The sequence below is a fragment of the Nocardioides sp. genome, from assembly GCF_050246775.1.
Taxonomy (GTDB): Bacteria; Actinomycetota; Actinomycetes; order Propionibacteriales; family Nocardioidaceae; genus Nocardioides.
The window spans coordinates 839,380-860,415 of the sequence record NZ_JBFWVK010000001.1 but is presented as its reverse complement, the minus strand read 5'-3'; the positions used below and the strand labels follow the sequence as shown (position 1 = coordinate 860,415).

The 21,036-nt window shown below is 68.5% G+C and carries 26 protein-coding genes and 1 tRNA gene; 13 read left to right on the top strand and 14 right to left on the bottom strand.

The features are described from left to right. Positions 1–19: 19 nt before the first annotated feature. Positions 20–793, bottom strand: a complete 774-nt coding sequence (locus AB7I40_RS04150) for a hypothetical protein (protein WP_428343780.1) — start codon at positions 791–793, stop codon at positions 20–22. Next, positions 790–2,139 carry a cryptochrome/photolyase family protein gene (locus AB7I40_RS04145; protein WP_428343779.1) on the bottom strand — a complete coding sequence of 450 codons (1,350 nt, stop codon included), beginning with the start codon at positions 2,137–2,139 and terminating at the stop codon, positions 790–792. Before AB7I40_RS04145 ends, AB7I40_RS04150 begins: the two co-directional genes overlap by 4 nt. Before the next feature lie 47 nt (positions 2,140–2,186). Between AB7I40_RS04145 and AB7I40_RS04140 the strand changes: the two genes are divergently transcribed. Together AB7I40_RS04140 and AB7I40_RS04135 are read left to right on the top strand one after the other, a co-directional pair. Continuing rightward, positions 2,187–2,873 (top strand): metal-dependent transcriptional regulator, encoded by a 687-nt coding sequence (locus AB7I40_RS04140; RefSeq protein ID WP_428343778.1) that lies wholly within the window; start codon positions 2,187–2,189, stop codon positions 2,871–2,873. Positions 2,874–2,924: 51 nt separating this feature from the next. Then, entirely contained in the window at positions 2,925–3,353 is a 429-nt protein-coding gene (locus tag AB7I40_RS04135) for a hypothetical protein (protein ID WP_428343777.1), read from the top strand. Here the strand turns inward: AB7I40_RS04135 and AB7I40_RS04130 are convergent. Then, a complete protein-coding gene (locus AB7I40_RS04130; protein ID WP_428343776.1) occupies positions 3,350–4,192 on the bottom strand; it encodes a Sir2 family NAD-dependent protein deacetylase in 843 nt (280 codons plus the stop codon). The genes AB7I40_RS04135 and AB7I40_RS04130 overlap by 4 nt on opposite strands. After that, a complete protein-coding gene (locus tag AB7I40_RS04125; protein WP_428343775.1) occupies positions 4,192–4,458 on the bottom strand; it encodes a DUF2277 domain-containing protein in 267 nt (88 codons plus the stop codon). The genes AB7I40_RS04130 and AB7I40_RS04125 overlap by 1 nt, the downstream gene beginning before the upstream one ends. A 40-nt stretch (positions 4,459–4,498) precedes the next feature. On the opposite strand from AB7I40_RS04125, the gene AB7I40_RS04120 reads away from it, so the two are divergent. Further along, complete coding sequence (locus AB7I40_RS04120) at positions 4,499–5,671, top strand: saccharopine dehydrogenase family protein (RefSeq protein ID WP_428343774.1); 1,173 nt, start codon at positions 4,499–4,501, stop codon at positions 5,669–5,671. 4 nt (positions 5,672–5,675) lie between these two features. Here the strand turns inward: AB7I40_RS04120 and efeB are convergent, their stop codons facing one another. The 5 genes from efeB to AB7I40_RS04095 all read right to left on the bottom strand — a co-directional run bounded on the left by efeB (position 5,676) and on the right by AB7I40_RS04095 (position 9,966). Then, positions 5,676–6,947, bottom strand: a complete 1,272-nt coding sequence (gene efeB / locus AB7I40_RS04115) for an iron uptake transporter deferrochelatase/peroxidase subunit (protein WP_428343773.1) — start codon at positions 6,945–6,947, stop codon at positions 5,676–5,678. After that, positions 6,944–8,107, bottom strand: a complete 1,164-nt coding sequence (efeO, locus tag AB7I40_RS04110; RefSeq protein WP_428343772.1) for an iron uptake system protein EfeO — start codon at positions 8,105–8,107, stop codon at positions 6,944–6,946. The genes efeB and efeO overlap by 4 nt, the downstream gene beginning before the upstream one ends. Before the next feature lie 29 nt (positions 8,108–8,136). Then, the gene (efeU, locus tag AB7I40_RS04105) at positions 8,137–8,997 is read right to left on the bottom strand and encodes an iron uptake transporter permease EfeU (RefSeq protein ID WP_428343771.1); all 861 of its coding nucleotides are present in this window, start codon (positions 8,995–8,997) and stop codon (positions 8,137–8,139) included. A 130-nt stretch (positions 8,998–9,127) separates the two neighbouring features. Further along, positions 9,128–9,334 (bottom strand): hypothetical protein, encoded by a 207-nt coding sequence (locus AB7I40_RS04100; RefSeq protein WP_428347923.1) that lies wholly within the window; start codon positions 9,332–9,334, stop codon positions 9,128–9,130. A 74-nt stretch (positions 9,335–9,408) separates the two neighbouring features. Beyond that, a complete protein-coding gene (locus tag AB7I40_RS04095; RefSeq protein ID WP_428343770.1) occupies positions 9,409–9,966 on the bottom strand; it encodes a DUF4188 domain-containing protein in 558 nt (185 codons plus the stop codon). Between the two features lie 82 nt (positions 9,967–10,048). Between AB7I40_RS04095 and AB7I40_RS04090 the strand changes: the two genes are divergently transcribed. Next, complete coding sequence (locus AB7I40_RS04090) at positions 10,049–10,732, top strand: MerR family transcriptional regulator (RefSeq protein ID WP_428343769.1); 684 nt, start codon at positions 10,049–10,051, stop codon at positions 10,730–10,732. 17 nt (positions 10,733–10,749) lie between these two features. Here the strand turns inward: AB7I40_RS04090 and AB7I40_RS04085 are convergent, their stop codons facing one another. After that, the gene (locus AB7I40_RS04085; RefSeq protein WP_428343768.1) at positions 10,750–11,808 is read right to left on the bottom strand and encodes a helix-turn-helix transcriptional regulator; all 1,059 of its coding nucleotides are present in this window, start codon (positions 11,806–11,808) and stop codon (positions 10,750–10,752) included. A gap of 105 nt (positions 11,809–11,913) precedes the next feature. Between AB7I40_RS04085 and AB7I40_RS04080 the strand changes: the two genes are divergently transcribed. Next, entirely contained in the window at positions 11,914–12,219 is a 306-nt protein-coding gene (locus tag AB7I40_RS04080; protein ID WP_428343767.1) for a hypothetical protein, read from the top strand. 22 nt (positions 12,220–12,241) lie between these two features. Here the strand turns inward: AB7I40_RS04080 and AB7I40_RS04075 are convergent, their stop codons facing one another. From AB7I40_RS04075 to AB7I40_RS04060, 4 genes are all read right to left on the bottom strand, one after another. After that, positions 12,242–13,591, bottom strand: a complete 1,350-nt coding sequence (locus AB7I40_RS04075) for a wax ester/triacylglycerol synthase family O-acyltransferase (RefSeq protein WP_428343766.1) — start codon at positions 13,589–13,591, stop codon at positions 12,242–12,244. Beyond that, entirely contained in the window at positions 13,588–15,003 is a 1,416-nt protein-coding gene (locus tag AB7I40_RS04070) for a wax ester/triacylglycerol synthase family O-acyltransferase (RefSeq protein WP_428343765.1), read from the bottom strand. Before AB7I40_RS04070 ends, AB7I40_RS04075 begins: the two co-directional genes overlap by 4 nt. A 178-nt stretch (positions 15,004–15,181) precedes the next feature. Further along, the gene (locus AB7I40_RS04065) at positions 15,182–16,414 is read right to left on the bottom strand and encodes an IS481 family transposase (RefSeq protein ID WP_428343764.1); all 1,233 of its coding nucleotides are present in this window, start codon (positions 16,412–16,414) and stop codon (positions 15,182–15,184) included. A gap of 112 nt (positions 16,415–16,526) precedes the next feature. Beyond that, positions 16,527–16,601 (bottom strand) — tRNA-Arg (locus tag AB7I40_RS04060). Between the two features lie 426 nt (positions 16,602–17,027). Here AB7I40_RS04060 and AB7I40_RS04055 point away from each other — a divergent pair. The 8 genes from AB7I40_RS04055 (at position 17,028) to AB7I40_RS04020 (ending at position 20,651) form a co-directional block, all read left to right on the top strand. Beyond that, complete coding sequence (locus tag AB7I40_RS04055) at positions 17,028–17,249, top strand: helix-turn-helix domain-containing protein (RefSeq protein WP_428343763.1); 222 nt, start codon at positions 17,028–17,030, stop codon at positions 17,247–17,249. A gap of 116 nt (positions 17,250–17,365) precedes the next feature. Then, the gene (locus AB7I40_RS04050) at positions 17,366–17,545 is read left to right on the top strand and encodes a hypothetical protein (RefSeq protein ID WP_428347922.1); all 180 of its coding nucleotides are present in this window, start codon (positions 17,366–17,368) and stop codon (positions 17,543–17,545) included. A gap of 95 nt (positions 17,546–17,640) precedes the next feature. Continuing rightward, complete coding sequence (locus AB7I40_RS04045) at positions 17,641–17,853, top strand: hypothetical protein (RefSeq protein WP_428343761.1); 213 nt, start codon at positions 17,641–17,643, stop codon at positions 17,851–17,853. After that, positions 17,853–18,317: a hypothetical protein gene (locus AB7I40_RS04040; RefSeq protein WP_428343760.1), complete on the top strand. Its 465-nt coding sequence runs from the start codon at positions 17,853–17,855 to the stop codon at positions 18,315–18,317. The genes AB7I40_RS04045 and AB7I40_RS04040 overlap by 1 nt, the downstream gene beginning before the upstream one ends. A gap of 71 nt (positions 18,318–18,388) precedes the next feature. After that, positions 18,389–18,802, top strand: a complete 414-nt coding sequence (locus AB7I40_RS04035; RefSeq protein WP_428343759.1) for a hypothetical protein — start codon at positions 18,389–18,391, stop codon at positions 18,800–18,802. A 1-nt stretch (position 18,803) separates the two neighbouring features. After that, positions 18,804–19,442, top strand: coding sequence for a hypothetical protein (locus AB7I40_RS04030; protein WP_428343758.1), 639 nt, complete (start codon positions 18,804–18,806; stop codon positions 19,440–19,442). A 94-nt stretch (positions 19,443–19,536) separates the two neighbouring features. Further along, positions 19,537–19,995 carry an AAA family ATPase gene (locus AB7I40_RS04025; protein WP_428343757.1) on the top strand — a complete coding sequence of 153 codons (459 nt, stop codon included), beginning with the start codon at positions 19,537–19,539 and terminating at the stop codon, positions 19,993–19,995. Then, positions 19,968–20,651 (top strand): hypothetical protein, encoded by a 684-nt coding sequence (locus tag AB7I40_RS04020; RefSeq protein ID WP_428343756.1) that lies wholly within the window; start codon positions 19,968–19,970, stop codon positions 20,649–20,651. Before AB7I40_RS04025 ends, AB7I40_RS04020 begins: the two co-directional genes overlap by 28 nt. Positions 20,652–21,036: the final 385 nt, after the last annotated feature.

Here is a 21,036-nt window from a genome sequence, read left to right as displayed (position 1 = left end):
TCATGATTCCACAGGTCCCTCAGCCATTGAAAGCGGCGGGGTCCACCGCGATCCAGGTGTGCTCGGCGCGTGCCACGATCCGCTCGTCGGCGTCGTACAACGTGGCCGCCGTGAACGTCTTGCGCCCCTCGCTGCCGAGGCGCTGACCCACCACGACGTGGGTCTCGCCGATCGCGGGCAGGGCATCGACCAGGGCGGTCATGCGGCCCAGGACCATGAGCCGATCCGTGAGGTCGCCGGCCCAGCCGCCCACGCAGTCCAGCGCCGCCCAGGTCACCGGCAGCGAGGCCCGCGGCACGGCGTCGACGTACTCGTGGAAGTCCTCCTCGACACTCGGGTCCGGCGTCCAGGTCGCTGCCACCCGCTGACTGCCGTCCGGGGCATCGGCGACCCGGCCGGGGAAGATCCGCAGCCCGTCGCCCGGCTCACGCCCGGTGCCGCAGGCGAAACAGGTGGGGAACGGATGGGAGGTGAGTCCCGGGTACGTCGCCTGCGCCGCCCTTGCGTCCGCCTCGCTGACTCCATCCACGATGTGCGGTTCGCGGTCGACCACCACGGCCTCCCCGACCTCCGAGCTGGCGCTGGTGGCCGTGCTGGTCACCGGGAGCTCGACATCGAGTGGCGGTGGTTTGCGCAGCGTCACCTGGACCACCGGCCAGTTGTCACCATGGTCACTGGGGCACCCCTGGATCAGGGCGGCCAGCGACCCCGCGGTCCAGCCACCGTTGCCGGATCTTGCGGGTCCCCGGAACCGGCTCGGCACCAGCAACCGGCCCGTCACCTCTGCGCTCATCGGATCTGCTCCCATCTGGCCAGTGCCTCCAGCCGCTCCTCGGCGTGTACGACGATCGGGGCCGGGTAGTCGCCCACGGGACCGGGCTCGTGCGGGTCCTGTACGTCGGCCAACTCCGGAACCCAGCGTCGGACGTAGGTGCCCTGCGGGTCGAACTTGCGGCCCTGCGAGGTCGGGTTGAAGACGCGGAAGTACGGCGCCGCGTCGGTGCCGCACCCGGCCGTCCACTGCCAGCCGTGCTGGTTGGACGCCAGGTCACCGTCGACCAGCCACCCCATGAAGTGGCGGGCGCCGTGCTGCCACTCCAGGTGGAGGTCCTTGACCAGGAAGCTCGCCACGATCATCCGGACCCGGTTGTGCATCCAGCCGGTGGCTCGCAGCTGGCGCATCCCGGCGTCGACGATCGGGTAGCCGGTGCGGCCCTCCCGCCAGGCGTCGAGCGCCGCGCCCGGCTCGTCGTACGTCATGGCCGCGAACTCGGGTCGCAGGTACTCCCTCGCGCTCTGGGGGTGGTGGAACAGCACGTCGGCGTAGAACTCGCGCCAGGCCAGCTCCTTGCGGTAGGTCGCGGCCGCCCTGCTCCGCCTCGAGGCCAGATCGGCCAGCATCGTGCGGGGGTGGATCTCACCCCACTTCAGATGCACCGACATCCGCGAGGTGCGGTCCTGGTCGGGGCGGTCGCGCCCGGTGTCGTGGTCGTCGAGACCGTCGGTCAGGTAGGCCTCCCAGCGGGCCCGGGCGCTTGCCTCGCCGGCATCGGGGAGCTCGAGTCCGTCGGGGACCTCGACGACCGGGATCGCGACGGTCTCGTCGAGGGAGAGCCAATGGGCTCCTGCGGGTGGGTCGACGGGCGCCCGCCAGCCGTGCTCCATCCAGGCCTTGGAGAACGGGGTGTAGACCTTGTAGGGCTGCCCGGAACCGTTGAACACCCGCCCCGGGGCCACGGCGTAGGGGGATCCGGTCCGCACCAGGTCGATGCCGTGCTCGCCCAGCGCCTCCTCGACGGCCGCGTCGCGTCGGTGGCCGTAGGGGCCGTAGTCGGCCGCGATGTGCACCTGCCCGGCGCCGACGGTGCGGGCGGCTCGGACGACCATCTCCACAGGATCGCCGTGGAGCACCGACAGTGAGGCGTGGTGGCGGTGCAGCGAGGTGTCCAGGGCGTGGAGGGAGGCAGCGAGGTAGGCCCGGCGGGGCGCCCCGGCGGGATCCCACAGGGCCGGATCCAGCACGAACAACGGCAGCACCCCGTCGGCCGAGCAGGCCTCGAGCAGAGCCGGGTTGTCCCCGAGGCGGAGGTCGCGGCGAAACCACATGACGGCGTTGCCAGGAGCGTTGTGTGAAGGCATCACCCTCCACTCTGCCAGCGTGACCCTCGATAGGTAAGAATGGGCCGGTGAGCGATCTCATCGACACCACCGAGATGTACCTGCGCACCATCTACGAGCTGGTGGAGGAGGGCATCACGCCGCTGCGCGCCCGCATCGCCGAGCGGCTGCACCAGAGCGGACCCACCGTGAGCCAGACCGTGGCGCGGATGGAGCGCGATGGTCTGCTGACCGTCGAAGGTGATCGCCACCTGCAGCTCACCGAGGAGGGCCATCGGCTCGCGACCCGGGTGATGCGCAAGCACCGGCTCGCCGAACGGTTGCTCATCGACGTGATCGGCCTGGACTGGGAGCTGGTGCACGAGGAGGCCTGCCGCTGGGAGCACGTGATGTCCGAGACCGTGGAGCGGCGACTCCTCGAGCTCCTGGACCACCCCACCGAGTCGCCCTACGGCAACCCCATCCCGGGCCTCGACGAGCTCGGTGCCCATGAGGTCGGCGAACGCTTCATGGACGGGGTCGAGTCGCTCGCCTCCGCTGCCACGGGCGAGCAGTCGCGGGTCCTGGTGCGCCGCATCTCCGAGGAGATGCAGAAGGACGAGCCCCTGATGAGTGCGTTGCGACGGGTCGGTGCGACGCCCGACAAGACCGTCACGATCGCGCGCACGGCCGAGGGGGTCCTGATCGGTTCGGGCGGCGAGACCGCCGAGATCGACACCGAGGCCGCTGAGCACATCTTCGTACGCCGCCTCTGAGGCGCGACCGCGTCCGGGCGACCCGGCGCGGTTCCCTGCGATGATGGCGTCGTGAAGCTGGCCGTCGCCCTGCTCGTCCTCCTGCTGACCGGCTGCTCCTCCACGCCGCCGCCTCCTGACGAGCCGGGCCGGACCTGGCTGGGCATGGTGCCCGGCGACGCGATCCCCTTCGACGGTCCGGGTGGGGAGCTGGTCCTGATCTACGTCGACGAGACCTATTCCATGGACGGCACCAACGCCTCCGCGTTGACCTGGAGGCTGGGCGGGGACTACACGACGGACTACTTCGTGGAGGACGACGACGCGACCCTCTGGTGGTACGGCCGGAGGGGCTCGTGGCGGGCCGGCCGGCACGGGGAGGAGCCTCGCAGGGTCGACATCGTCGAGCATCGCGTCCGGTTCGGGGACCGGACCATCACGCTGTCCGACGACGGCGGCCCGGTCGAGCTGGAGACGCCCGAAGGTGTCTACACGCGCTAGATCGCGGCGGGTGCGGTGATCGACCGGCTCGCGGTCAGCACGGTGAGGAACTCGCTGCAGCCCACCTCCAGCTTGATGGCGGCCAGCTCGTCGCCGCGGGTGGCTCCCCGATTCACGATCACCACCGGAGTGCCGTTGCGAGCGGCCCGTCTGGGGAACCGCAGCCCGCTCATCACGGTGAGCGAGGACCCCACCACCAGCAGGACGCCGTCGCGGGCGGCCAGCGCGTCGACGGCTGCATAGCAGCGCTCGACGCGGGGCGCGGGGACGTTCTCCCCGAAGAACACCAGATCAGGCTTCAGGATGCCCCCGCAGGCCGAGCAGTCGGCGACGACGAAGTCGGCGGTGTCGTCGAGCTCCACGTCGCCGTCGGGGCGCTCGGCGACCTCGGGGTGCCGCTCGGCGTACGACGGGTTGAGCTCGGCCAGGCGATGCTCGAGGGCGGCGCGCGTCGTGCTCGTGCGACACGTCATGCAGATGACGTCGGCGATGCGCCCGTGCAGCGCCACGAGCTCGGGCTGGCCGGCCTGCTCGTGCAGGCCGTCGACGTTCTGGGTGATGAGGAGGTCGATGCCGCTGAGCTCCGCGAGCGAGCGGTGGCCGGCGTTCGGGTCGGCACGCCGCATCCGACCCCAGCCGAGGTGGCTGCGCGCCCAGTAGCGCTGCCGCGGCAGCGGACCCGACATGAACTCCTGGTAGGTCATGGGACGGCGCGATGGCGCGTTGGGTCCGCGATAGTCCGGGATGCCGGAGTCCGTGGAGAGCCCGGCGCCCGTGAGGACGACCAGCGGTCGGTCCGCGATGAGGGCGAGGGCGTCCTCGATGCTCGCCTGGACCACTACGCGTATCTCGCCTGGGCTCGGGCTCGAGCCTTCGCGGCCTCGACGGCGCGGTCCTTGGGCGGGGCCGTCGTGACGAGGTCGTCGAGCAGGTGTGCGGTGACATGGGCGATCTCGGCCACCGCCCGGTCGAAGGCGGCCTGGTTGGCCTGGGACGGCTTGGCGGTCCCACTGACCTTGCGCACATATTGCAGTGCAGCGGCCGTGACCTCGTCACCGGTGGCTGGCGGCTCGAAGTTGTTCAGCGGTCGGATGTTGCGGCACATGGCAACAAGCCTACGTCGGTGCATGGGGGAGACTCAGGTCATGAGCAAGCAACGTGACTTCGACCTGGTCGTCTTCGGGGCGACCGGCTTCACCGGCGCCCTGACCGCGGCGTACCTCGCCCGCCATGCCCCGGCCAACCTCCGCTGGGCCCTCGCGGGCCGCACGCCGAGCAAGCTCGAGGCGGTTCGCAACTCCCTGGCGGCCATCGATCCGCGGCTGGAGGTCATGGAGCTGCTGCACGCCGACACCACCGACCCGGCAACCCTGGACGCCGTGGCGGCGCGATCCCGGGTGGTGATCACGACGGTCGGGCCCTACCTGCAGTACGGCGAACCGCTGGTCGCCGCCTGTGCGGCCCACGGCACGGACTACGTCGACCTGACCGGGGAGCCGGAGTTCGTGGACCGGATGTACCTGGCCCATCACGCCACCGCGGTGTCCTCGGGGGCCCGGCTGGTGCACGCCTGCGGGTTCGACTCCATCCCACACGACCTCGGCGCCCTGCACGCCATCACCCACCTCGCCCCCACCGGGCCGGTCACCCTGCGTGGTGTGGTCCGGGCCAGCGGCACGTTCTCGGGCGGCACCTTCCACTCCGCGCTCGGGGCCTTCTCGAGGGTCAAGCAGGGACAGCAGACCTTCCGCCAACGGCTGAAGGTCGAGCCGCGCCCCGAAGGGCGGTCCTCACGAGCGGTCTCCGGCAAGCCGCACAAGGACCCGGACCTGGGGCTCTGGCTGCTGCCGCTGCCGACCATCGACCCGCAGGTCGTGGCGCGCTCCGGCGCCGCGCTGGCGGCGTACGGTCCGTCGTTCCGCTACTCCCACTTCGCCGGCGTACGCCGGTTGCCCGTCGCCGCGGGCGCGGTCGTCTCGGTCGCCGGGCTGTTCGCCGCTGCGCAGGTGCCACCGCTGCGGCGGGCACTGCTCAAGCGGGTCCCCCAGGGGGAGGGGCCCGATGAGGCACGACGCAAGAAGTCCTGGTTCTCGGTCGACTTCATCGGGGAGTCCGAGGGACGCACCGTGCACACCAAGGTCTCCGGGGGAGACCCGGGCTACACCGAGACGGCCAAGATGCTGGCCGAGTCGGCTCTGTGCCTGGCCTACGACACCAATCCCGTGACCTCCGGGCAGGTGACCACGGCGGTGGCGATGGGGGAGAACCTCACCGCCCGGCTCCAGGCGACCGGAATCCGGTTCGAGACGATCACCTGAACGTTCAGGCGAACAGGGCCTCGCCGATCCAGGATCCCTCGGCGATGCCGGGCGGCACCGCGAACAGGCCGGAGCCGGTGTGCTGCAGATACTCCATCAGCCCGTCCTGGGAGGACAGCTGGTTCTGCATCGGGATGTAGTGGGTGTCGGGGTCGCGGACGAACGCGATGAAGAACAGCCCTGCATCCAGGCGGCCCAGCGCGTCGCTGCCGTCGGTGAAGTTGTAGCCGCGTCGGAACAGCCGGGTGCCGTTGTTGGTGCTCGGGTGCGCCAGCCGGACGTGGGAGTCGACGGCCATCAGCGGGCCGTCGCTGCCCTGCAGATCGAAGTCCGGTTCGGTGAACTCGGTGCCACCGGACAGCGGGGCGCCCTCGGGCCGGTCCCGGCCGACCAGGTTCTCCTGCTCGCGCAGGCTCGTGCGGTCCCAGGTCTCGATGTGCATGTTGATGCGTCGCGCGACCAGGTAGGAGCCGCCGCTCAGCCACGTCGCCCGGGGGTCGTCGTCTTCACCGACCCACACGAACGAGTCGAGGTCGTCGGTCTCCTCCGCCTTGACGTTGGCGGTGCCGTCCTTGAAGCCGAGGAGGTTGCGCGGGGTGCTCTGGCTGGTCGTGGTCGAGGAGGTCCGTCCGAAGCCGAGTTGTGCCCAGCGCATCGAGACCGTGCCGAAGCCCAACCGGGCCAGGTTGCGGATGGCGTGGACGGCCACCTGCGGGTCGTGCGCGCAGGCCTGCACGCACAGGTCCCCGTTGCTGCGCGCCGGGTCGAGGTTGTCGGCAGGGAAGTGCGGCAGCTCGCGCAACGCCTTCGGCTGGCGTTCCTTGAGCCCGAAGCGGTCCTGGCCGCCCTTCTCGAACAGCGTCGGACCGAAGCCGAAGGTGAGCGTCAGGCCGGACGCATTCAGGCCGAGGGCCTCGCCGGTGTCTGCTGGAGGACTGTCGTAGGAGCGGGCTGCTTCCTCGCCCCCGACCGGCGTACCGGCGGTCATCTCCGCGGCGGCCTGGGTCCAGGCCTGCAGCAGCGCGACGAGATCTTCGCGGGAGTCGGTGATGACGTCGAAGCTGGCGAAGTGCAGGCGATCCTGGGCGGGCGTGACGATGCCGGCCTGGTGGGTGCCGTAGAAGTCGTACGACGGGTCGCCGGCCTCGGACTTCCCCGCGTCGGCGGTGGTGAGCTTGAAGCCGCCGACCCCGACACCTGCGGTGAGCGCGCCGGCGCCGGCGACTCCCAGGAGTCGCCGGCGTGAGATCCCGGACTTCGGTGACGCTGTGCTCACAGGGTGATGGCTCCAGTCAGCTGCGAGAGGGGTTCGGACAGGGCGTTGACCGCGTCGGAGAGCTTCTTGCGCTCCGCCTCGGAGACGGTGTCGTAGAAGACGAACTTCTCGGCACCGACACGGTATTGGTCGAGCAGGACCTGCAGGGCGGCGAACCGCTCCTCGATCTGCTTCGAGAGCTCGGGGTCCTTGATGTCGAGCAGCGGCTTGAGGCCCTCATAGGCCACCCGGGCACCGTCGACGTTGGCCTGGAAGTCGTAGAGGTCGGTGTGCGACCAGATGTCCTCCTCGCCGGTGATCTTGCCGGTGGCGACCTCGTCGAGCAGGCCCTTGGAGCCGTTGCCGATCTGGTCGATCGTGTAGGTGAGGTCCTGGACGCGCTCGTCGAGGGTGGCGATGTTGCCCTGGAGGTCGTCGGCGTAGGTGACGCGCTCCTTGGGGGTCAGCGGGGTGTAGCCCTTCGCCGGCGGCCACAGGTCCTTCTCGATCCGGTGCCAGCCGGTCCACTTCTGACCGGGCTCGAGGTCGGCCTCCCGGGCGTCGGTCAGCGGGTCGAGGTCGCCGAAGGACTCCGCGACCGTCTCGATGCGCTCCCAGTGCACCCGGGCCAGGGGGAACAGCTCGCGGGCCTTGTCGTCGTCCCCGGCCTTGTAGGCCGCCAGGAACTGCGCGGTCATGTCGACCAGCTGGGAGGACTGGTCCTTCACGTAGGCGGCGTACTGCGCGGTGGCCTGGTCGATGGTCGCCTGGTCCACGCCTTCGATGGCGTCGTCGTCGCCGGAGTCGGTGACGGTGAAGTCGCTGCGGATCCCCTCGCCGGTCATGCCCGGGCGGCAGGAGGTGATGTACTTGCCGGGCGCCGCCTTCACCACGAGGTCGCGAGTCAGCCCGGGGCCGACGTTCTCGACCTCGCCGACGATCCGCAGGCCGTCCTCGCCGTAGAAGTAGAACTCGGTGACCTGGTCGCCGGCGTTCTTCACCTTGAACACCACGTTGCCGGAGCCGACCTCGGTGGTGGACACCTCGCAGCCGTCGGCGGTGGAGGTCACGGTGATCGGCCCGTCCGCGCCGGTCTTCGGGTCGTTGGACTCAGTCAGACCACACGAGCTCAGCGTCAGCACCGCGGTGGTGCAGGCGACAGTGGCAAGGGCAATACGCACGGGTGGAGCCTTTCGGTTCTGTGAACGAGTCAGTGGGAGGCGGAGACCGGCGACGCAGCGGCAGGTCGGGGTGCGGTGTTGCCTCTGATCTTGCGCAGGAACAGGGTCATGGTCGGGACGACGTACGCCACCCATGCGATGGCCTCGAGCCACGTCGTCGCCGGTGAGAAGTTGAGGGTGCCCTTGAGGAGCGTGCCCACGAACGAGTCGGGCGGGATCTGGGCGCTGACGTCGAAGGCGAGGTTGTTGAGGCCGGGGAGGATGCCGGCCTCCTGCAGGTCGTGGACGCCGTAGGCGAGGACGCCGCCGGCCACGACGATCAGGATCGCTCCGGTCCAGGCGAAGAACTTCGAGAGGTTGATCTTCAGCACGCCCTTGTAGAACGCGAAACCCATGGCCACCGCGGTGAGCAGGCCGAGCAGCGCGCCGAGGAGCGGTTGCAGCGTGGAGCCGTCCGAGCTGGCGGCGGCCTGGGTGGCGGCCCACAGGAACAGTGCCGTCTCGAGGCCCTCGCGACCCACGGCGAGGAAGGCGACGAGCACCAGGCTGAAGCGGCCGGCGTCGGCGGCGGTGTCGATCTTGCCGCGCAGCTCACCCGACAGCCCGCGCGCGTGACTGGCCATCCAGAAGACCATCCAGGTGACGAACCCGACGGCGACGATCGAGAGCGTCCCGCCGAGCGCCTCCTGGGCCTCGAAGGTGAGGTTGCGGGGGCCGAAGGTGAGCAGGGCACCGAAGCCGAGGGAGACCAGGATCGCTGCCCCGACGCCGACCCAGAGACGCGGGATGAGGTGACGTCGGTCCGTCTTCACGAGGTAGGCGATCAGGATCACGACGATGAGGCTGGCCTCCAGCCCCTCACGCAGTCCGATCAGGTAGTTCGCTAACACCGACCGCTCCTTTAGGTAAGGCTTGCCTAAGAGAGTATCAGCGGTTCGGGTCGTCCGTGCAAATCTGTCTCGTTGTCGTGTGCGGGAGGTGGTGCAGGAATCCCCGGTCGGCCGGGGATTCTCGCGGTTGTCAGCCTTGGCAACGGCTGACAACCGAGGGTCTACCCGGTCGACCGGGGATTCCTGCCCGGGACAAATAGGACACGGGGAGGAAGAACCAGTGCTGGCTGGTGCAGCGGATCTGGGCGTGCTCGACGGGCCCGTCGGTGCTCTCGAGGACGTGGCGCCACTGCACCTCGGCCACGGCGCCGCATTCGGGGCAGCTGGTCAGGTCCATGTCGCGCTCCTTCTCGCCTCGCTACTGCTTGATCGATGTGGTGAGGAGGCACGAGGAGCGCGGTCAGATACCTGTCAGTCCTCGACGTAGTCCGGCTCGGTGGTCGCCAGTCGCTGGTGCGCGATGGTGGCGGTACGCCGGGCGCCGCGCAGCCGGCCGCCGTGGGCGGCGGCCAGCCCGAACGGCGTCATGTTCGCGTAGACCGACTCGATCCGGTCGTGGGGGACCACGTAGGTCTCGTGGAAGATCCCGACGTCTCCGGTGTCGGCCGAGGTGCGGTTGAACTCGCCCCAGGCCCGCGCGTGGATGAAGCTCGGGTCGCGGGCGTAGGTGCCCAGTTCCTCCGCGCTGCGCCAGTGCTGCACGACCAGGAAGGTGCGCCCGCTCCAGAAGCTCCGGGCATCCAGCAGGCCGGCATCGCGGCTGCGCAGCTCGGCCAGCATCCGGGGCATGCCGGTGAAGACGGGCCACCAGCTGCGCACGCGGCGCCACCGATTGATCCGCATGCCGATCAGGAACACGACGGCGTCCTCGCTGGTGACGTCGGCGACGTACTGCCCGCCGCGCACGCCGCCGGGTGCGGCGTCGGCGGCACCACGGTAGGCGCGGGGGACTCGCGGTGTGTCGGTCATGGGAACGCTCCAGGATAGTGCTAATCTCTAGTAAGAGAGTTGCACTATCGTCCCACCGTGTCAAGACCGAAGAAGGAGCCTCATGCGGATCTCCGAACTGGCGTCCGTCTCAGGAGTGCCGGTCGCCACGATCAAGTTCTATCTGCGTGAGGGGGTGCTCCATCCCGGGCAGAAGCTCACCCCGCGCCTGACCGAGTACGACGATTCCCACCGCCTGCGGCTGGGACTGATCCGGGTCCTGCGCGAGGTCGGCGACGTTCCCGTGGATCGGCTGGGCCAACTGGTCAACACCGCGCAGTCGCCGCACGCCACCGTGCACGAGATGCTGGCCGCCGCTGCGACCGCCCTGGCGCCCGAACCGGCACCGGTGACGGAGCAGCGAAGCCACGTCCGCGCACTCGCCGACGGCATCATCGCCCAAGCCGGCTGGACCAACGTCCGACCCGATTCGATCGGTCGCGACCACTTGGCCTCGGTGCTCGAGGCGATCCTGCGCTACCAGACCCACGAGGCGGACCCCGCCGGTGTACTGCCCTATGTGCGAGCGGCCGACGAGATCGCCCGCTACGAGATCTGGCAGCTGGACGGCACCGGCGACCGGGTCGAGCTGCTCGAGGAGATGGTGGTGGGTCAGGTGGTGTTCGGTGAACTGCTCGCCAACCTGCGCTGGCTCGCCCAGGAGCACTACAGCGCCGTACGTTTCGGAGCGGTCACCGATCCGGCTGAGGCCTCGATCGAGCCGCCGGCCGCGGATCCGCGAGGTTGAGTCCGCATCCAGCGAATTCAAGTCCCCAAGGACCTGGCGAGCAGCTCGCGACGACTCGAGACGCCGGTCTTGGTGAAGATCGACTTGAGATGGTCCTGCACCGTGAGCTCGGTGATGGACATCAACGCGGCCACCGAGCGGGTGTCGATCCCTCCCGAGAGATGTCGAAGCAGCTCGTCCTCACGACCGGTCAGCCCGTGGGCTCGTGAGAAGACTTCCCGGCGTTCGGCCGGGGAGCTGACCTCCATCGTCACCACGAGGTCGCGGGCATCGTTGGCCGGGTCGGCGTGCGCGAGCCGATCGGCACGCAGGGTCAACCACGTGCCTCCACCGAGGTGGAGGGTCGCGCGGGCCGGGTGGTCGTCGACTCCGGCTTCCCGGGCCAGCAGCTGTGCGGCCACGTTGTAAGCGCTGGCCGGCACGGGGCCACGTCCGGCCTGTGCCGGAAGGAGCGCAGCGAGCCAGGCTCGGGTCTGGGGAGTCTGAGCACGGACCTCGAGCCCGGGTGACAGGACGAGTGCACCCGGGCCGGACGGGCCGGACACTGTGGCCGCCACGGAGAAGGAAGCCGCCTGCGCTCGGCGCAGGAGGGCGGTGATGGCGTCGCGAGCGCCGGCGAGCGCTTCCACCTCGTGGACTGTGAACCCGCGTCCGCAGCGCCAGAGATCAAGGAAACCCCACCAACCGAATCGGTCGGCGAACACCAGCGACGCGACGTCGTCGACACCGAGCCCAGCCAGATGCTCACGCCACAGACGGCTTCGCTCAGGTCGACCGTTCGTGGACCCGAGCAGCGTCGCGCAGCCCCGGGTGGCAAGGTCGGTCCACCGGTTCACCGGCGTGAGGTACTTCAGCCGGATCAGGTCCGGCAGTCGAGCGAGATCGGGGACGTCGGCGACCGGGGAACAGCCGACGCTGGTGATGGGATCGGTGCGCAAGAAGGCGTAGGAGTCGAAGGGCACGAAGCGCTCGATGACCCTGAGCACCTCGATCCGAAGCGCTCGGTCGTCAGTCCCGGCATCATCCAACCGCTCAACCGCCCGGCTGAGGCGTGCGGCGTGGTCCGGACCCGTCACCCCGGTGAGCGTACGCCGACACGGCCCCCCAGAACACTGGGATTCTCGCCAGCCCTCGGCACCCCTAGCGTCGGGTCATCAGCCACGGATCGACCAGGAGGAAACATGCCGACGCTGCTGATCGAGCACCCCATCACCGACTTCCCCACCTGGCACGGCGCCTTCAGCCGCTTCGCGGAACGCCGCCGCGACGGTGGAGTCATCGCGGAGCGCGTGCTGCAGCCGGTCGACGACCCGCACTACGTGTTCGTCGACCTCGAGTTCGCCACGGTCGACCAGGCACGGGCCTTCCGACTCTTCCTGGAGAGTCAGGTCTGGTCGGTGCCATCCCGTTCGCCGGCGCTGGCAGGCAGTCCTCGCGCCCGGATCCTGGACACCGCGCCGGTCGGCGGTGCGTCTGACAACTGCTGACAGCCGGGGCGATCTCGCCTCGTCACTCTGCCGGGTGTCGACTCAGCAGTTCCACGAGCTCGAAGAGGATGTCGTCCAACATCGTGCGGGCATCGGGCACGATCCCGGTGTCGACGCAGAGCCCGATCGTCACCGTCCCGGCGTAGCTGAACAGCGCCACGCCGAGAGCGAGGTCGCCGGAGGTCGGGCCCCAGCCGATGGTCCCCGCCATCGGCTGGCCGGCGAGGGTGACCGGGCGACGTGGGCCGGGCACGTTGGTCATCACTCCGGTGCCCTTGGAGGCGAAGACGTCGATCGCGACCTCCTCGACCGCGCCGGGCGACATTCCGACCATTTCGAGCATGGCGTAGGACATCTCGCCCTGTGCGGAGTTCTTGACCGCCGTCGTACGACGGGTCATCTCCCGGAGCCGGTCCTCCCTGCGGGCGGTGGTCAGGGGGAGTGGCAGGTAGACCAGGCCGAACATGTTGCCCAGCTCGACCGGTAGTGCCAGATCGGGTGAACGCAGGCTGAGCGGCACGATGGCCCGGATGTCGTGGACGGGGCTACGGCTTCGCACGAGGTGGGTGCGCAGAGCGCCGGCCACGGCCGCGAGCAGGATGTCGTTGACGGTGGACTGCGCGTGGTGGCCGGCCGTGCGCAACTCGCTGAGCGCAAGCGGTCTCGACCAGACGACCTGCTTGGTGACCCCGACCGTACCCCGCAGCGCGGTCGGCGGGTCGGCGGGTAGCAGGGCAAGCTTCGTCAGCGCGGCGGCATCCATCGCGGCGGTGCGCGCGAGGTCGACGAGGTGACCGGGGTCGGCGTACGCCGCCAGTCGGCCCGGGTGGAGGGCGAGGTCGAGGCCGGCGCGGAGCCCCGCGGTCAGCGACGACCTCGACCGCGTGCCCGGTGCCTCCACCTCAACGGGGTCCTCCTCGGCGTCCTCGGTCAGGGACAGCAGGAGCCGGGCGAGGGCGGTCCCGTCGGCGATCGCGTGATGCATCCGGAACACCATGGCGCACCCGCCCTGGTAGTTGTCGACGAGGTAGAGGTCCCACAGCGGCCGGTTGCGGGGGAGAGGGACCCCGACCAGGGAGCTGGTGAAACCCTCGAGGGACTCCTGGTCCCCGGGTTCGGGGAGGCGGACGGCATGCAGGTGGCTCTCGAGGTCGAAGTCGTCGACGTCCTCCCAGAAGAGTCCGTGCGCCTCGACGGTCCGTTGGGAGAACCGCGGGAAGCGGGCGATCACCCGGGTGGCGACCAGGTCGCGGACCGCGTGCCAGTCGAGCGGCTCGTCGAACCACATGACCGACGTCACGACCATGAGGTTGGTGGGGCGGTCCATGCGCAACCACGCGGCGTCCGCAGCCGACATCCGCGTCCGACTCATGGAGTCACGCCCTTGGGTTGCGAGACCCGGGCCAGGCTCAGCAGTTCCGCGAGGGCAGCGTCCAGGGCGGCGACGAAGACCGCGACATCCGGTGTGGACTGCCGGTCACAGGTGACCCCGAACAGCAGCCTGCCCTGGTACGTCGTCACGGCGACACCGAGGCGCAGCCGATCCGCGATCGGCACGAACGGGTAGGCCGTGAGCATCGGCCGGCCAGCCAGGAAGAGCTGCCTGGTGGGTCCCGGCACATTCGTGGTGACCGTGGTCAGGTTCCGGTGCGGCGTCCTGAAGGCCAGGTGCAGGAAACCGGTCACGGCAGCCGGAGGCAATGCGTCGGCGAACCTGATCAGCCGTTCGCCGGCGTCGGCCTCGTGAGAGGACTTCAGGGCGCGCATCCGGATGGCGACCTCGTTGAGCCGGTCCCGGGCGTCCTCCAACTCGACCGGAAGGGTGGCCAGCAGGGCGGAGACCTGGTTGTCGAGGACACCGCGAGCCCCTTCGCTGCGCACCGAGACCGGCACCAGGCAACGGACCGCGTTCGGTGCCGGCTCTTCTCCGCGGGCAAGGAGCAGAGCGCGGAAGGCGTGGGTCACGACGGCCAGGACCAGGTCGTTCACGGTGCCCCCGAGGCGGCTGTGGGCGCGCAGGACCTCGCCGAGGTCGGCCTCGGTCCAGCGGAAGGACCGGTCGCTGCCCAGAGGGCCGACCAAGGACGACGGAGAGAGCGGGACGCCTGCCTCGGCATAACCCAGCAACCCGCGGCCGGTCTGGACGGCGGTGTCGGCGAGAGTGCGGGGATGCAGCGCACCGCCGATGGATGCCGATGCTGAACGCAGCTCTCGGGCCCGCAGCAGCGCCTGGTCACGCACTGCGCCGGCGAGCAACCTGGTCCGGCCCGGCCGCGGCGGTGGGGACCAGGGGACAGGCTGCGGCATGCGTCGTGGCCGAGGCGTGGTCTCGAGGATCGTGGACAACAGGTCGGTGCCTGCGATCCCGTCGGCCATCGTGTGGTGGACCTTGGTGACCAGGGCCCAGCGGTCATCGGGGAGACCGTCGATCACGACGTCCTCCCAGAGCGGGAGCTCGTGGTCGAGATGCTCGCTGAGGATCGTGTCGACAACGTCGTGCAACTGCTCGTCACCGCCCGGCGCAGGCACCCCGACACGGCGGACGTGACGTCGCAGATCGAAGTCGGGGTCGTCGGCCCAGACCGGGCGGCCGAGCCCGAACGGTACGGCGAGGAGACGTTGCCGGAGCCGAGGTGCCAGAGCCAGCCGACGCCCGATCGCCTCCAGGATCGCCTCCTGGCTGGGTGGGGGACCCTCGAAGATCGCCACGCTCGCGATGTGCAGCGATGAGTGTGCGTCCTCGATCTGGAGGAACGCGGAGTCCAAGGCACTTGCGCGGTCCATGGATCCAGTCCACTCCCGAACTGCCCTTCCGGCCCGGGCCGAAGGTCACCGACCAGGCCACGATGGTCCTGACTTCGGCGAACCCGCGCACCTGGGTTGATCCCTCGTCAACCGAAGGAACACAAAGGAACACGCACATGGGTGCCCCATGAGGGCCTTCGGTTGATGGGTGACAGATTCACTTCGGTTGATGCCGGACACTCGTCTTGACCTTACGGCGCCCGCCGGGCACCTGGACGTTCTTCTGTTTCACCTCCCCGGGCATGGTCCTCTCGGACGTCTTGAGTAGGTGGTCCTTGTCGTAGAACTGCATGGTCTGCTCGCTGACCCACACATCGATCGTGTGGCCGGCCGCCGCGATGCCCAGGCAGACCTGTTGCCGGTTCACACACACCACACCCAAGGGACTCGCCCGGCGTACCACCCAGATGCCCTGGTCCCGATCAGCGTTCGGACGAGAGGTCGCCACGACGCCACGCAGCGCGGTGACCGATGCCGCGACCGGCTGCTCGAAGCGTTGCACCGGGGTCGCCATCTCCAGCGCCTGATGTGGCCGCCGGGTGTTGTAGTCCACGACCCACTCATCCAGCTCAGCCTGCGCCTGCGCCAGATCACGGAACTCACGATCGGTGCGGAACTCAGTGCGGATCGCCCGATGAAACCGCTCCACCTTCCCCGTCGTCGTCGGCGAACGCGGCTGGGTGAGGAGGTGCTCGATCCCGTTCTCGCGACAGACCCGGTCGAACAACACCTCAACCGGCGGCTGGTTGAACCGGCCGGTGAACACCTTGCCGTTGTCAGTCAGGATCTGTGCCGGGATCCCATAGGTCGCCAGCGCCAACGCCAAGGCCTCACACACGCCGCGTGAGGACTCCCGCAGCATCAAGTAAGCGCTGACACAGAACCGGGAATGGTCATCGACACCGGTCAACGCCTTCGCGCGCCGCCCGTCCGCGAGCCGGAAGCCACCCACCACATCCATCTGCCACAACTCCATCGGCAGCCCCCGTTCCCACCGCTTCCACTTCCGATCCCGACGCCGCCGCCGAGTCGGGTCGATCAGGTTCAACCGGACCAGTGCCCGGTACACCGCCGACTCCGACGGCATCGGCGCACAGCCTTGAACTCCCAGCTCATACACGATCCGCCGAGGACCCCACGAAGGATGCGCATGCCGCATCCGCGCGATCGCGACCTCGACATCCGAACCCATCTGGTGCGGACACGACCGCGGCCGATGCGACCGATCACCCAGATTCTCCAGAACACCGGCCTCGTACTTGGCCAGCCAGTCATGCACGGTCTGACGACGCACCCCGAACCGGGCCGCTACATCCGTGACCGTCTCACCGCCGCTGATCACCGCCAGCACGGCCTGATACCGCTGCTCAGCCACACTCAACTCCCTCATCACGGGAGTGTCCGCCATCAACCGAAACAGGTGTCACCCATCAACCGACACACCGTCGTCCATCAACCGGAGACCGAATGTCCCCCATCAACCGAAGGAACACACACATGGGTGCCCCAGGCAGGAGTCGAACCTGCGACCTTTCGCTTAGGAGGCGACGCGAGGGGGTCGCAGCGGTCTACCGGGGTCCACGCCGGTTCAAGCCCATTCCAGCAAGAATGCCCTTCTGTTGAGCGGGATCAGCCTGATTCCCACCCCGACCAGGCGTAACGCGCTCGGCGGGTCCTGATCCGAGCGCCGTAGCGCGCCCGTAGCGCGCGCTAACCATCTTGAACCGTGGCGAACCGTCGCGCGTTGACGCCAGCCGTAGTGGCTCAGCGCCGGGTAAAGTTGCGCCTGAACCCGCTGATTCCTCCGGCCCGATGATGGGCGACCTGATGGATGTGACCGGAGGACGAACAGCGGCTTTGTGATGGTTCCGGCTCCGCTCTCGCGGGTCGAGTTCCCATGAGGCCGAGCAGCACCGACCACGACAAGAACGTCGTGGGCTCCGGTGTCTTGCTCGGCTTTCGTCGTCTCTAGGCATCGGTCCCGCGACGGGAAGGTGCTAGCGATGCCCAGCAAGACCCAGCCCGCCCCCACCAACGAACCGCTCATGTACGACGTGCCCACGGCGGCGCGTCTCTGGGGCGTCTCTCCCCGCCAGGTTCGGCGGTGGATCACCGAAGGCCGCATCGACCGCGTGAAGCCCGCGGGTCCGACCGGCCCTGTCTACATCACTCGCGCCGAGATTGAGCGGCGCATCCGTGAGTGGACCGTCAAGGCCACCGACTGAGCCATTCCTGTCAGAGGACAGCCGCCTGTGCGCTGCACGTTGCCGCACAACTCGCTGGCTAAGGCTTGAAGACGAACCAGACCCGACGGATGGGTCCGGAAAGTCAAGGAGGAGAGATGGCGAGCAAGCAGTTGGGACGGCCACCGGTCGGTGATGCATTCCAGCGAATCGTCATGACCAAAGAGCAGAAGGACGACCTCAAGACGATCGCTGCGTTGCTCGGGATCAGTAGGGCCGAGGCCATCCGTAGAGCGCTGGCGCTAGGCATCCAGCGACTCATGCGGGGTGCGAAATGAACTGGAAGCAGACGGTCAGCGAGCGGGCCCAGGCGCTCCGTGATCAGCACGACCAAGTCCTACGACAGGCACGACAGACCAGAGAGGAAGACACCATGCCCAAGACACCGACTGGCATCAATCGCGCGAAGTTGCGCACCGATGAGGCCAAGACAGCGATTGGTTCGCTGAACCAGAAGTTGGACAGCGCACTCGACGAGGTCCGTGAGGCGATGCTGCGCGAGCGTGACGCCAAGGCCGCTGAGACCGTTGATCGAGCAAGCGAGGCTGGCCGGGCTCCGGCCCTTCGTGGTGGGGGTCGGTCCTGATGGCCGGCTTGGGGCAGTTCAAGAACCGCGATGCTCACGAGTTGGTGGACAACGGCGTGTTCTCCGACCGTCGCAAGCGCGAACTCCAGCGGATTGTGGCGACCGACGACACCAAGTGGTCGCGGATGATGGACGACCATTACGGCACGACGGCCAATGACGTGACCCGTGACCTCGACTCAGTGCTGCGCATCTGCGAGACGGGTTCGCAGACCGTTGACGGGATCGTCGAGGAACTTCGCAACGGCGAGATCACCCCCACCGAGGCAGCCAAGGCAATCGGTGCTGCTCGTCGCGACCTCGACAAGTTGCGCAAGGTCACCAGCGACGCCGCGAACCGTGAGGAGCAGACGTGGTCGGAGGTCGACTGCACGCCCGCCGACTACCAAGAGCGCCTCATGAAGAGAGCACCCCAACTTTTCAGGAACGGTCGCAACCTCGTCGTCCTGCCGATTGACGACTGACCCGCACACAGCAAGAGCCAGGCCGGAACTGGAAGCGGCCTGGCCCTTGCGACTCTCGGAAGGAGAGTTCAGTGAGTACACGAATCGTACCTAGTCGACCGGCTGGCGCATCGTTCAAGCAGGCAACGGCCACGGTCGTGCGGATCAACTCTGACCCGTTCGTCCAGGACTACGACCAGAGCGCAATCGACCTCGCGCTAGTCGAACTCCAAGAGGCGATGTTCGGTCACGACGAGCAGGACATCGAGATGGTCAGGAACTACCTCGACATGCTCGGCAACGGGCGGTTCTGGCTGATCGGGTTGAAGCCGCGCCGACGTACCAAGGGCACGTTCAGCGACTTCGCGCTCGCGGCGGCGATGCTGCACCGCGACAGCCCGTTCGGCATTCAGTACCGCTGGCCGGACGGCACGACGCTCGTCATGTACCGCGGCCACACCTACAGGCGAGACGGCGACACGCTCGTGCTGATCGGCGACGAGTGACATGGCCGGCCGCAACGTGAGGCAGTACCTCTACACGAACCTCGCCGGGAAGCCGTGCGTCCGGAAGATTCGCAAGGAGCCCAAGGCGTTCTTCATGCAGTCGTGGGTGCCGGGCGAGCACGCGTTCTGGGCCAAGGGCATTCGTCCCGAGCAGGAGCACTTCGCAGACAGGGCGATGTACCACCTGCCCGAACTCATGTGGGCGCTCAAGGCTGGGGAGCCGGTCTGGTGGTGCGAGGGCGAGAAGGATGCCGACGCGATCCGTGGGGTGGGAGGGTTTGCGACCTCTCACTGGCAGGGCGCTGGTGCTGCGACCCGTGACCAGGCGAAGTGGTTCCTGCGAGGCAACGGCAGGAGCCTGATCCGGCTCGTCGTTGACGTCGACCAGTCGGGCTGTGGTGCGAACTGCGTCATCGTCCGGAAGCGGCTGCTGCTGTCGGCGGGCGTTGCACGGTCACGCATCCGGATCGTCGCCCCACCCCTCCCACACAAGGACGCCGCTGCGGCTATCGAGGCTGGTCTGCCGCTGTCGAGGTTCCGGAGGCCGGACGAGGCCCGCCTGACTGCTGCCGCCAACGGCTACACGGCCGAGCGCAAGACGCGCCGCGAGTTCTCGGACTGGATGGGTCGTGCGTCATGACTGCCGTCTGGATTGCTCTCGGGTTCCTCGGCGGTCGCGCTGTGCGCTACCTGCTGGACCACAACCCCACTCCCAAGATCGGACGCGGTGCGCGATGACGGCAAAGAAGCGCACGCCCAAGAAGAAGCGACTGCCCGAGGGCGTGAAGTTGGCGTCCGACTACGCCGTTTCTGAACTTCGCTGGCTGTGGTCGGGTCGTCTGCCTCTGGGCAAGGTGTCGATCCTGGAAGGCGACCCGAGCCGAGGCAAGTCGATGCTGACCGCTGACTGGGCGGCGCGTGTGACGTCCGGCGACCCCTGGCCTACAAGCAGCATCCGGGTCAAGCCAAATCGGAAGCGTCGCCGGGAGCCGCGCGGAGTGGTGATGGTGTGCGGCGAGGACGACTGGGGCGACACGATCGTGCCCCGGCTGATCGCCGCTGGTGCCGACCTGGACCGTGTCGCGTCGATCCTGGTCGAACGGGATGAGGACGGTACATCGTTCCGCTCACGATCCCGCGTGACCTGGACCGTCTGGCGGAGGCAGTGCGAGCGGTCAACGCTGAGCTGCTGATCATTGACCCGATCACGGCCTACCTTGACGGACGGACGGACACCCACAACGACGCCAGCACTCGGAAGGCACTTATGCCGCTCCAGATGATGGCTGCTGGTCTCGGCATCTCGGTGCTCCTGGTGCGGCACTTGAACAAGAACACGACCCTGAAGGCGGAGTACAGGGGCGGTGGCTCGATTGCATTCAGTGCTGCGGCGCGGTCGGTCCTCATCGCCGAGCGCCACCCGGGCGAGGAAGGCGTGTTCTGTCTGGCGCAGGCCAAGTCCAACCTCGGTGCGTACGCGCCAACGCTCACCTACAAGATCGAGCAGCGGGACGTTGAGCACGGGGACCTGGAACTGGAGTCGGCGGGCATCAAGTGGCTCGGCTCGACAGACATGTCCCTCGACCAGATCATGCGCGGCCCTGACGCTCGACGTGACGCGCCTCTGCGTGACGAGTGTGCGAAGGAGATTGTCGCGCTCCTCGGCGAGAGGGACCCGCGTCCATCGACGGAGATGAAGCGACTGCTCTCTGCGGCGGGCTACTCGGCGGACACGATCAAGGCCGCCAAGAAGCAGGCAGGTGCCCGGTCGGTCCGTGAGCGCGACCCCAAGACGCGCGAGACGAAGTCGTGGAACTGGACGCTCGGAGGAGGTGCGGACGAGGAATGACCCGCCTCTAGCCCCCTCTGGGCTAGAAGCCGTACCGATAACCACCAACCTCTAGCCCCCTCTAGACCCCTACTCCTCTGACCCAGAAGGGCCCAGAGGCGGTCGATTCGAGGGAGGGCCCCTCTACCTCCATAGGAAGGCGAAGCCATGCCCAAGAACAGCAAGAAGCAGCCCGTGACCAAGCGACCGAAGGTGCTGCCGTGGACATCGCGGAGGTCCAGTGACGCTCCGGGTGTCGTGATGCGGACGCCGAGGATGAACCGGCGGAAGGCGCGCTGATGGCTACCAAGAGGAAGCCTGCTGCCCGGGGTGCCACTAAGGCCCCATCAAGCAAGCGACCTAAGAAGGAGAAGCGGGCTCCCGTCAGCGTGACGTGCAGCGCGAC

Coding starts and splice junctions, on each gene's coding strand:
- AB7I40_RS04030 (WP_428343758.1), top strand. CDS start 18,804: ATGGCCGGCCGCAACGTGAGGCAGTACCTCTACACGAACCTCGCCGGG.
- AB7I40_RS04100 (WP_428347923.1), bottom strand. CDS start 9,334: ATGGACCTGACCAGCTGCCCCGAATGCGGCGCCGTGGCCGAGGTGCAG.
- AB7I40_RS04065 (WP_428343764.1), bottom strand. CDS start 16,414: ATGAGGGAGTTGAGTGTGGCTGAGCAGCGGTATCAGGCCGTGCTGGCG.
- AB7I40_RS04055 (WP_428343763.1), top strand. CDS start 17,028: ATGCCCAGCAAGACCCAGCCCGCCCCCACCAACGAACCGCTCATGTAC.
- AB7I40_RS04040 (WP_428343760.1), top strand. CDS start 17,853: ATGGCCGGCTTGGGGCAGTTCAAGAACCGCGATGCTCACGAGTTGGTG.
- AB7I40_RS04070 (WP_428343765.1), bottom strand. CDS start 15,003: ATGGACCGCGCAAGTGCCTTGGACTCCGCGTTCCTCCAGATCGAGGAC.
- AB7I40_RS04050 (WP_428347922.1), top strand. CDS start 17,366: ATGGCGAGCAAGCAGTTGGGACGGCCACCGGTCGGTGATGCATTCCAG.
- AB7I40_RS04150 (WP_428343780.1), bottom strand. CDS start 793: ATGAGCGCAGAGGTGACGGGCCGGTTGCTGGTGCCGAGCCGGTTCCGG.
- AB7I40_RS04145 (WP_428343779.1), bottom strand. CDS start 2,139: ATGCCTTCACACAACGCTCCTGGCAACGCCGTCATGTGGTTTCGCCGC.
- AB7I40_RS04090 (WP_428343769.1), top strand. CDS start 10,049: ATGCGGATCTCCGAACTGGCGTCCGTCTCAGGAGTGCCGGTCGCCACG.
- AB7I40_RS04125 (WP_428343775.1), bottom strand. CDS start 4,458: ATGTGCCGCAACATCCGACCGCTGAACAACTTCGAGCCGCCAGCCACC.
- AB7I40_RS04120 (WP_428343774.1), top strand. CDS start 4,499: ATGAGCAAGCAACGTGACTTCGACCTGGTCGTCTTCGGGGCGACCGGC.
- AB7I40_RS04045 (WP_428343761.1), top strand. CDS start 17,641: ATGCCCAAGACACCGACTGGCATCAATCGCGCGAAGTTGCGCACCGAT.
- AB7I40_RS04095 (WP_428343770.1), bottom strand. CDS start 9,966: ATGACCGACACACCGCGAGTCCCCCGCGCCTACCGTGGTGCCGCCGAC.
- AB7I40_RS04025 (WP_428343757.1), top strand. CDS start 19,537: ATGACGGCAAAGAAGCGCACGCCCAAGAAGAAGCGACTGCCCGAGGGC.
- AB7I40_RS04080 (WP_428343767.1), top strand. CDS start 11,914: ATGCCGACGCTGCTGATCGAGCACCCCATCACCGACTTCCCCACCTGG.
- AB7I40_RS04075 (WP_428343766.1), bottom strand. CDS start 13,591: ATGAGTCGGACGCGGATGTCGGCTGCGGACGCCGCGTGGTTGCGCATG.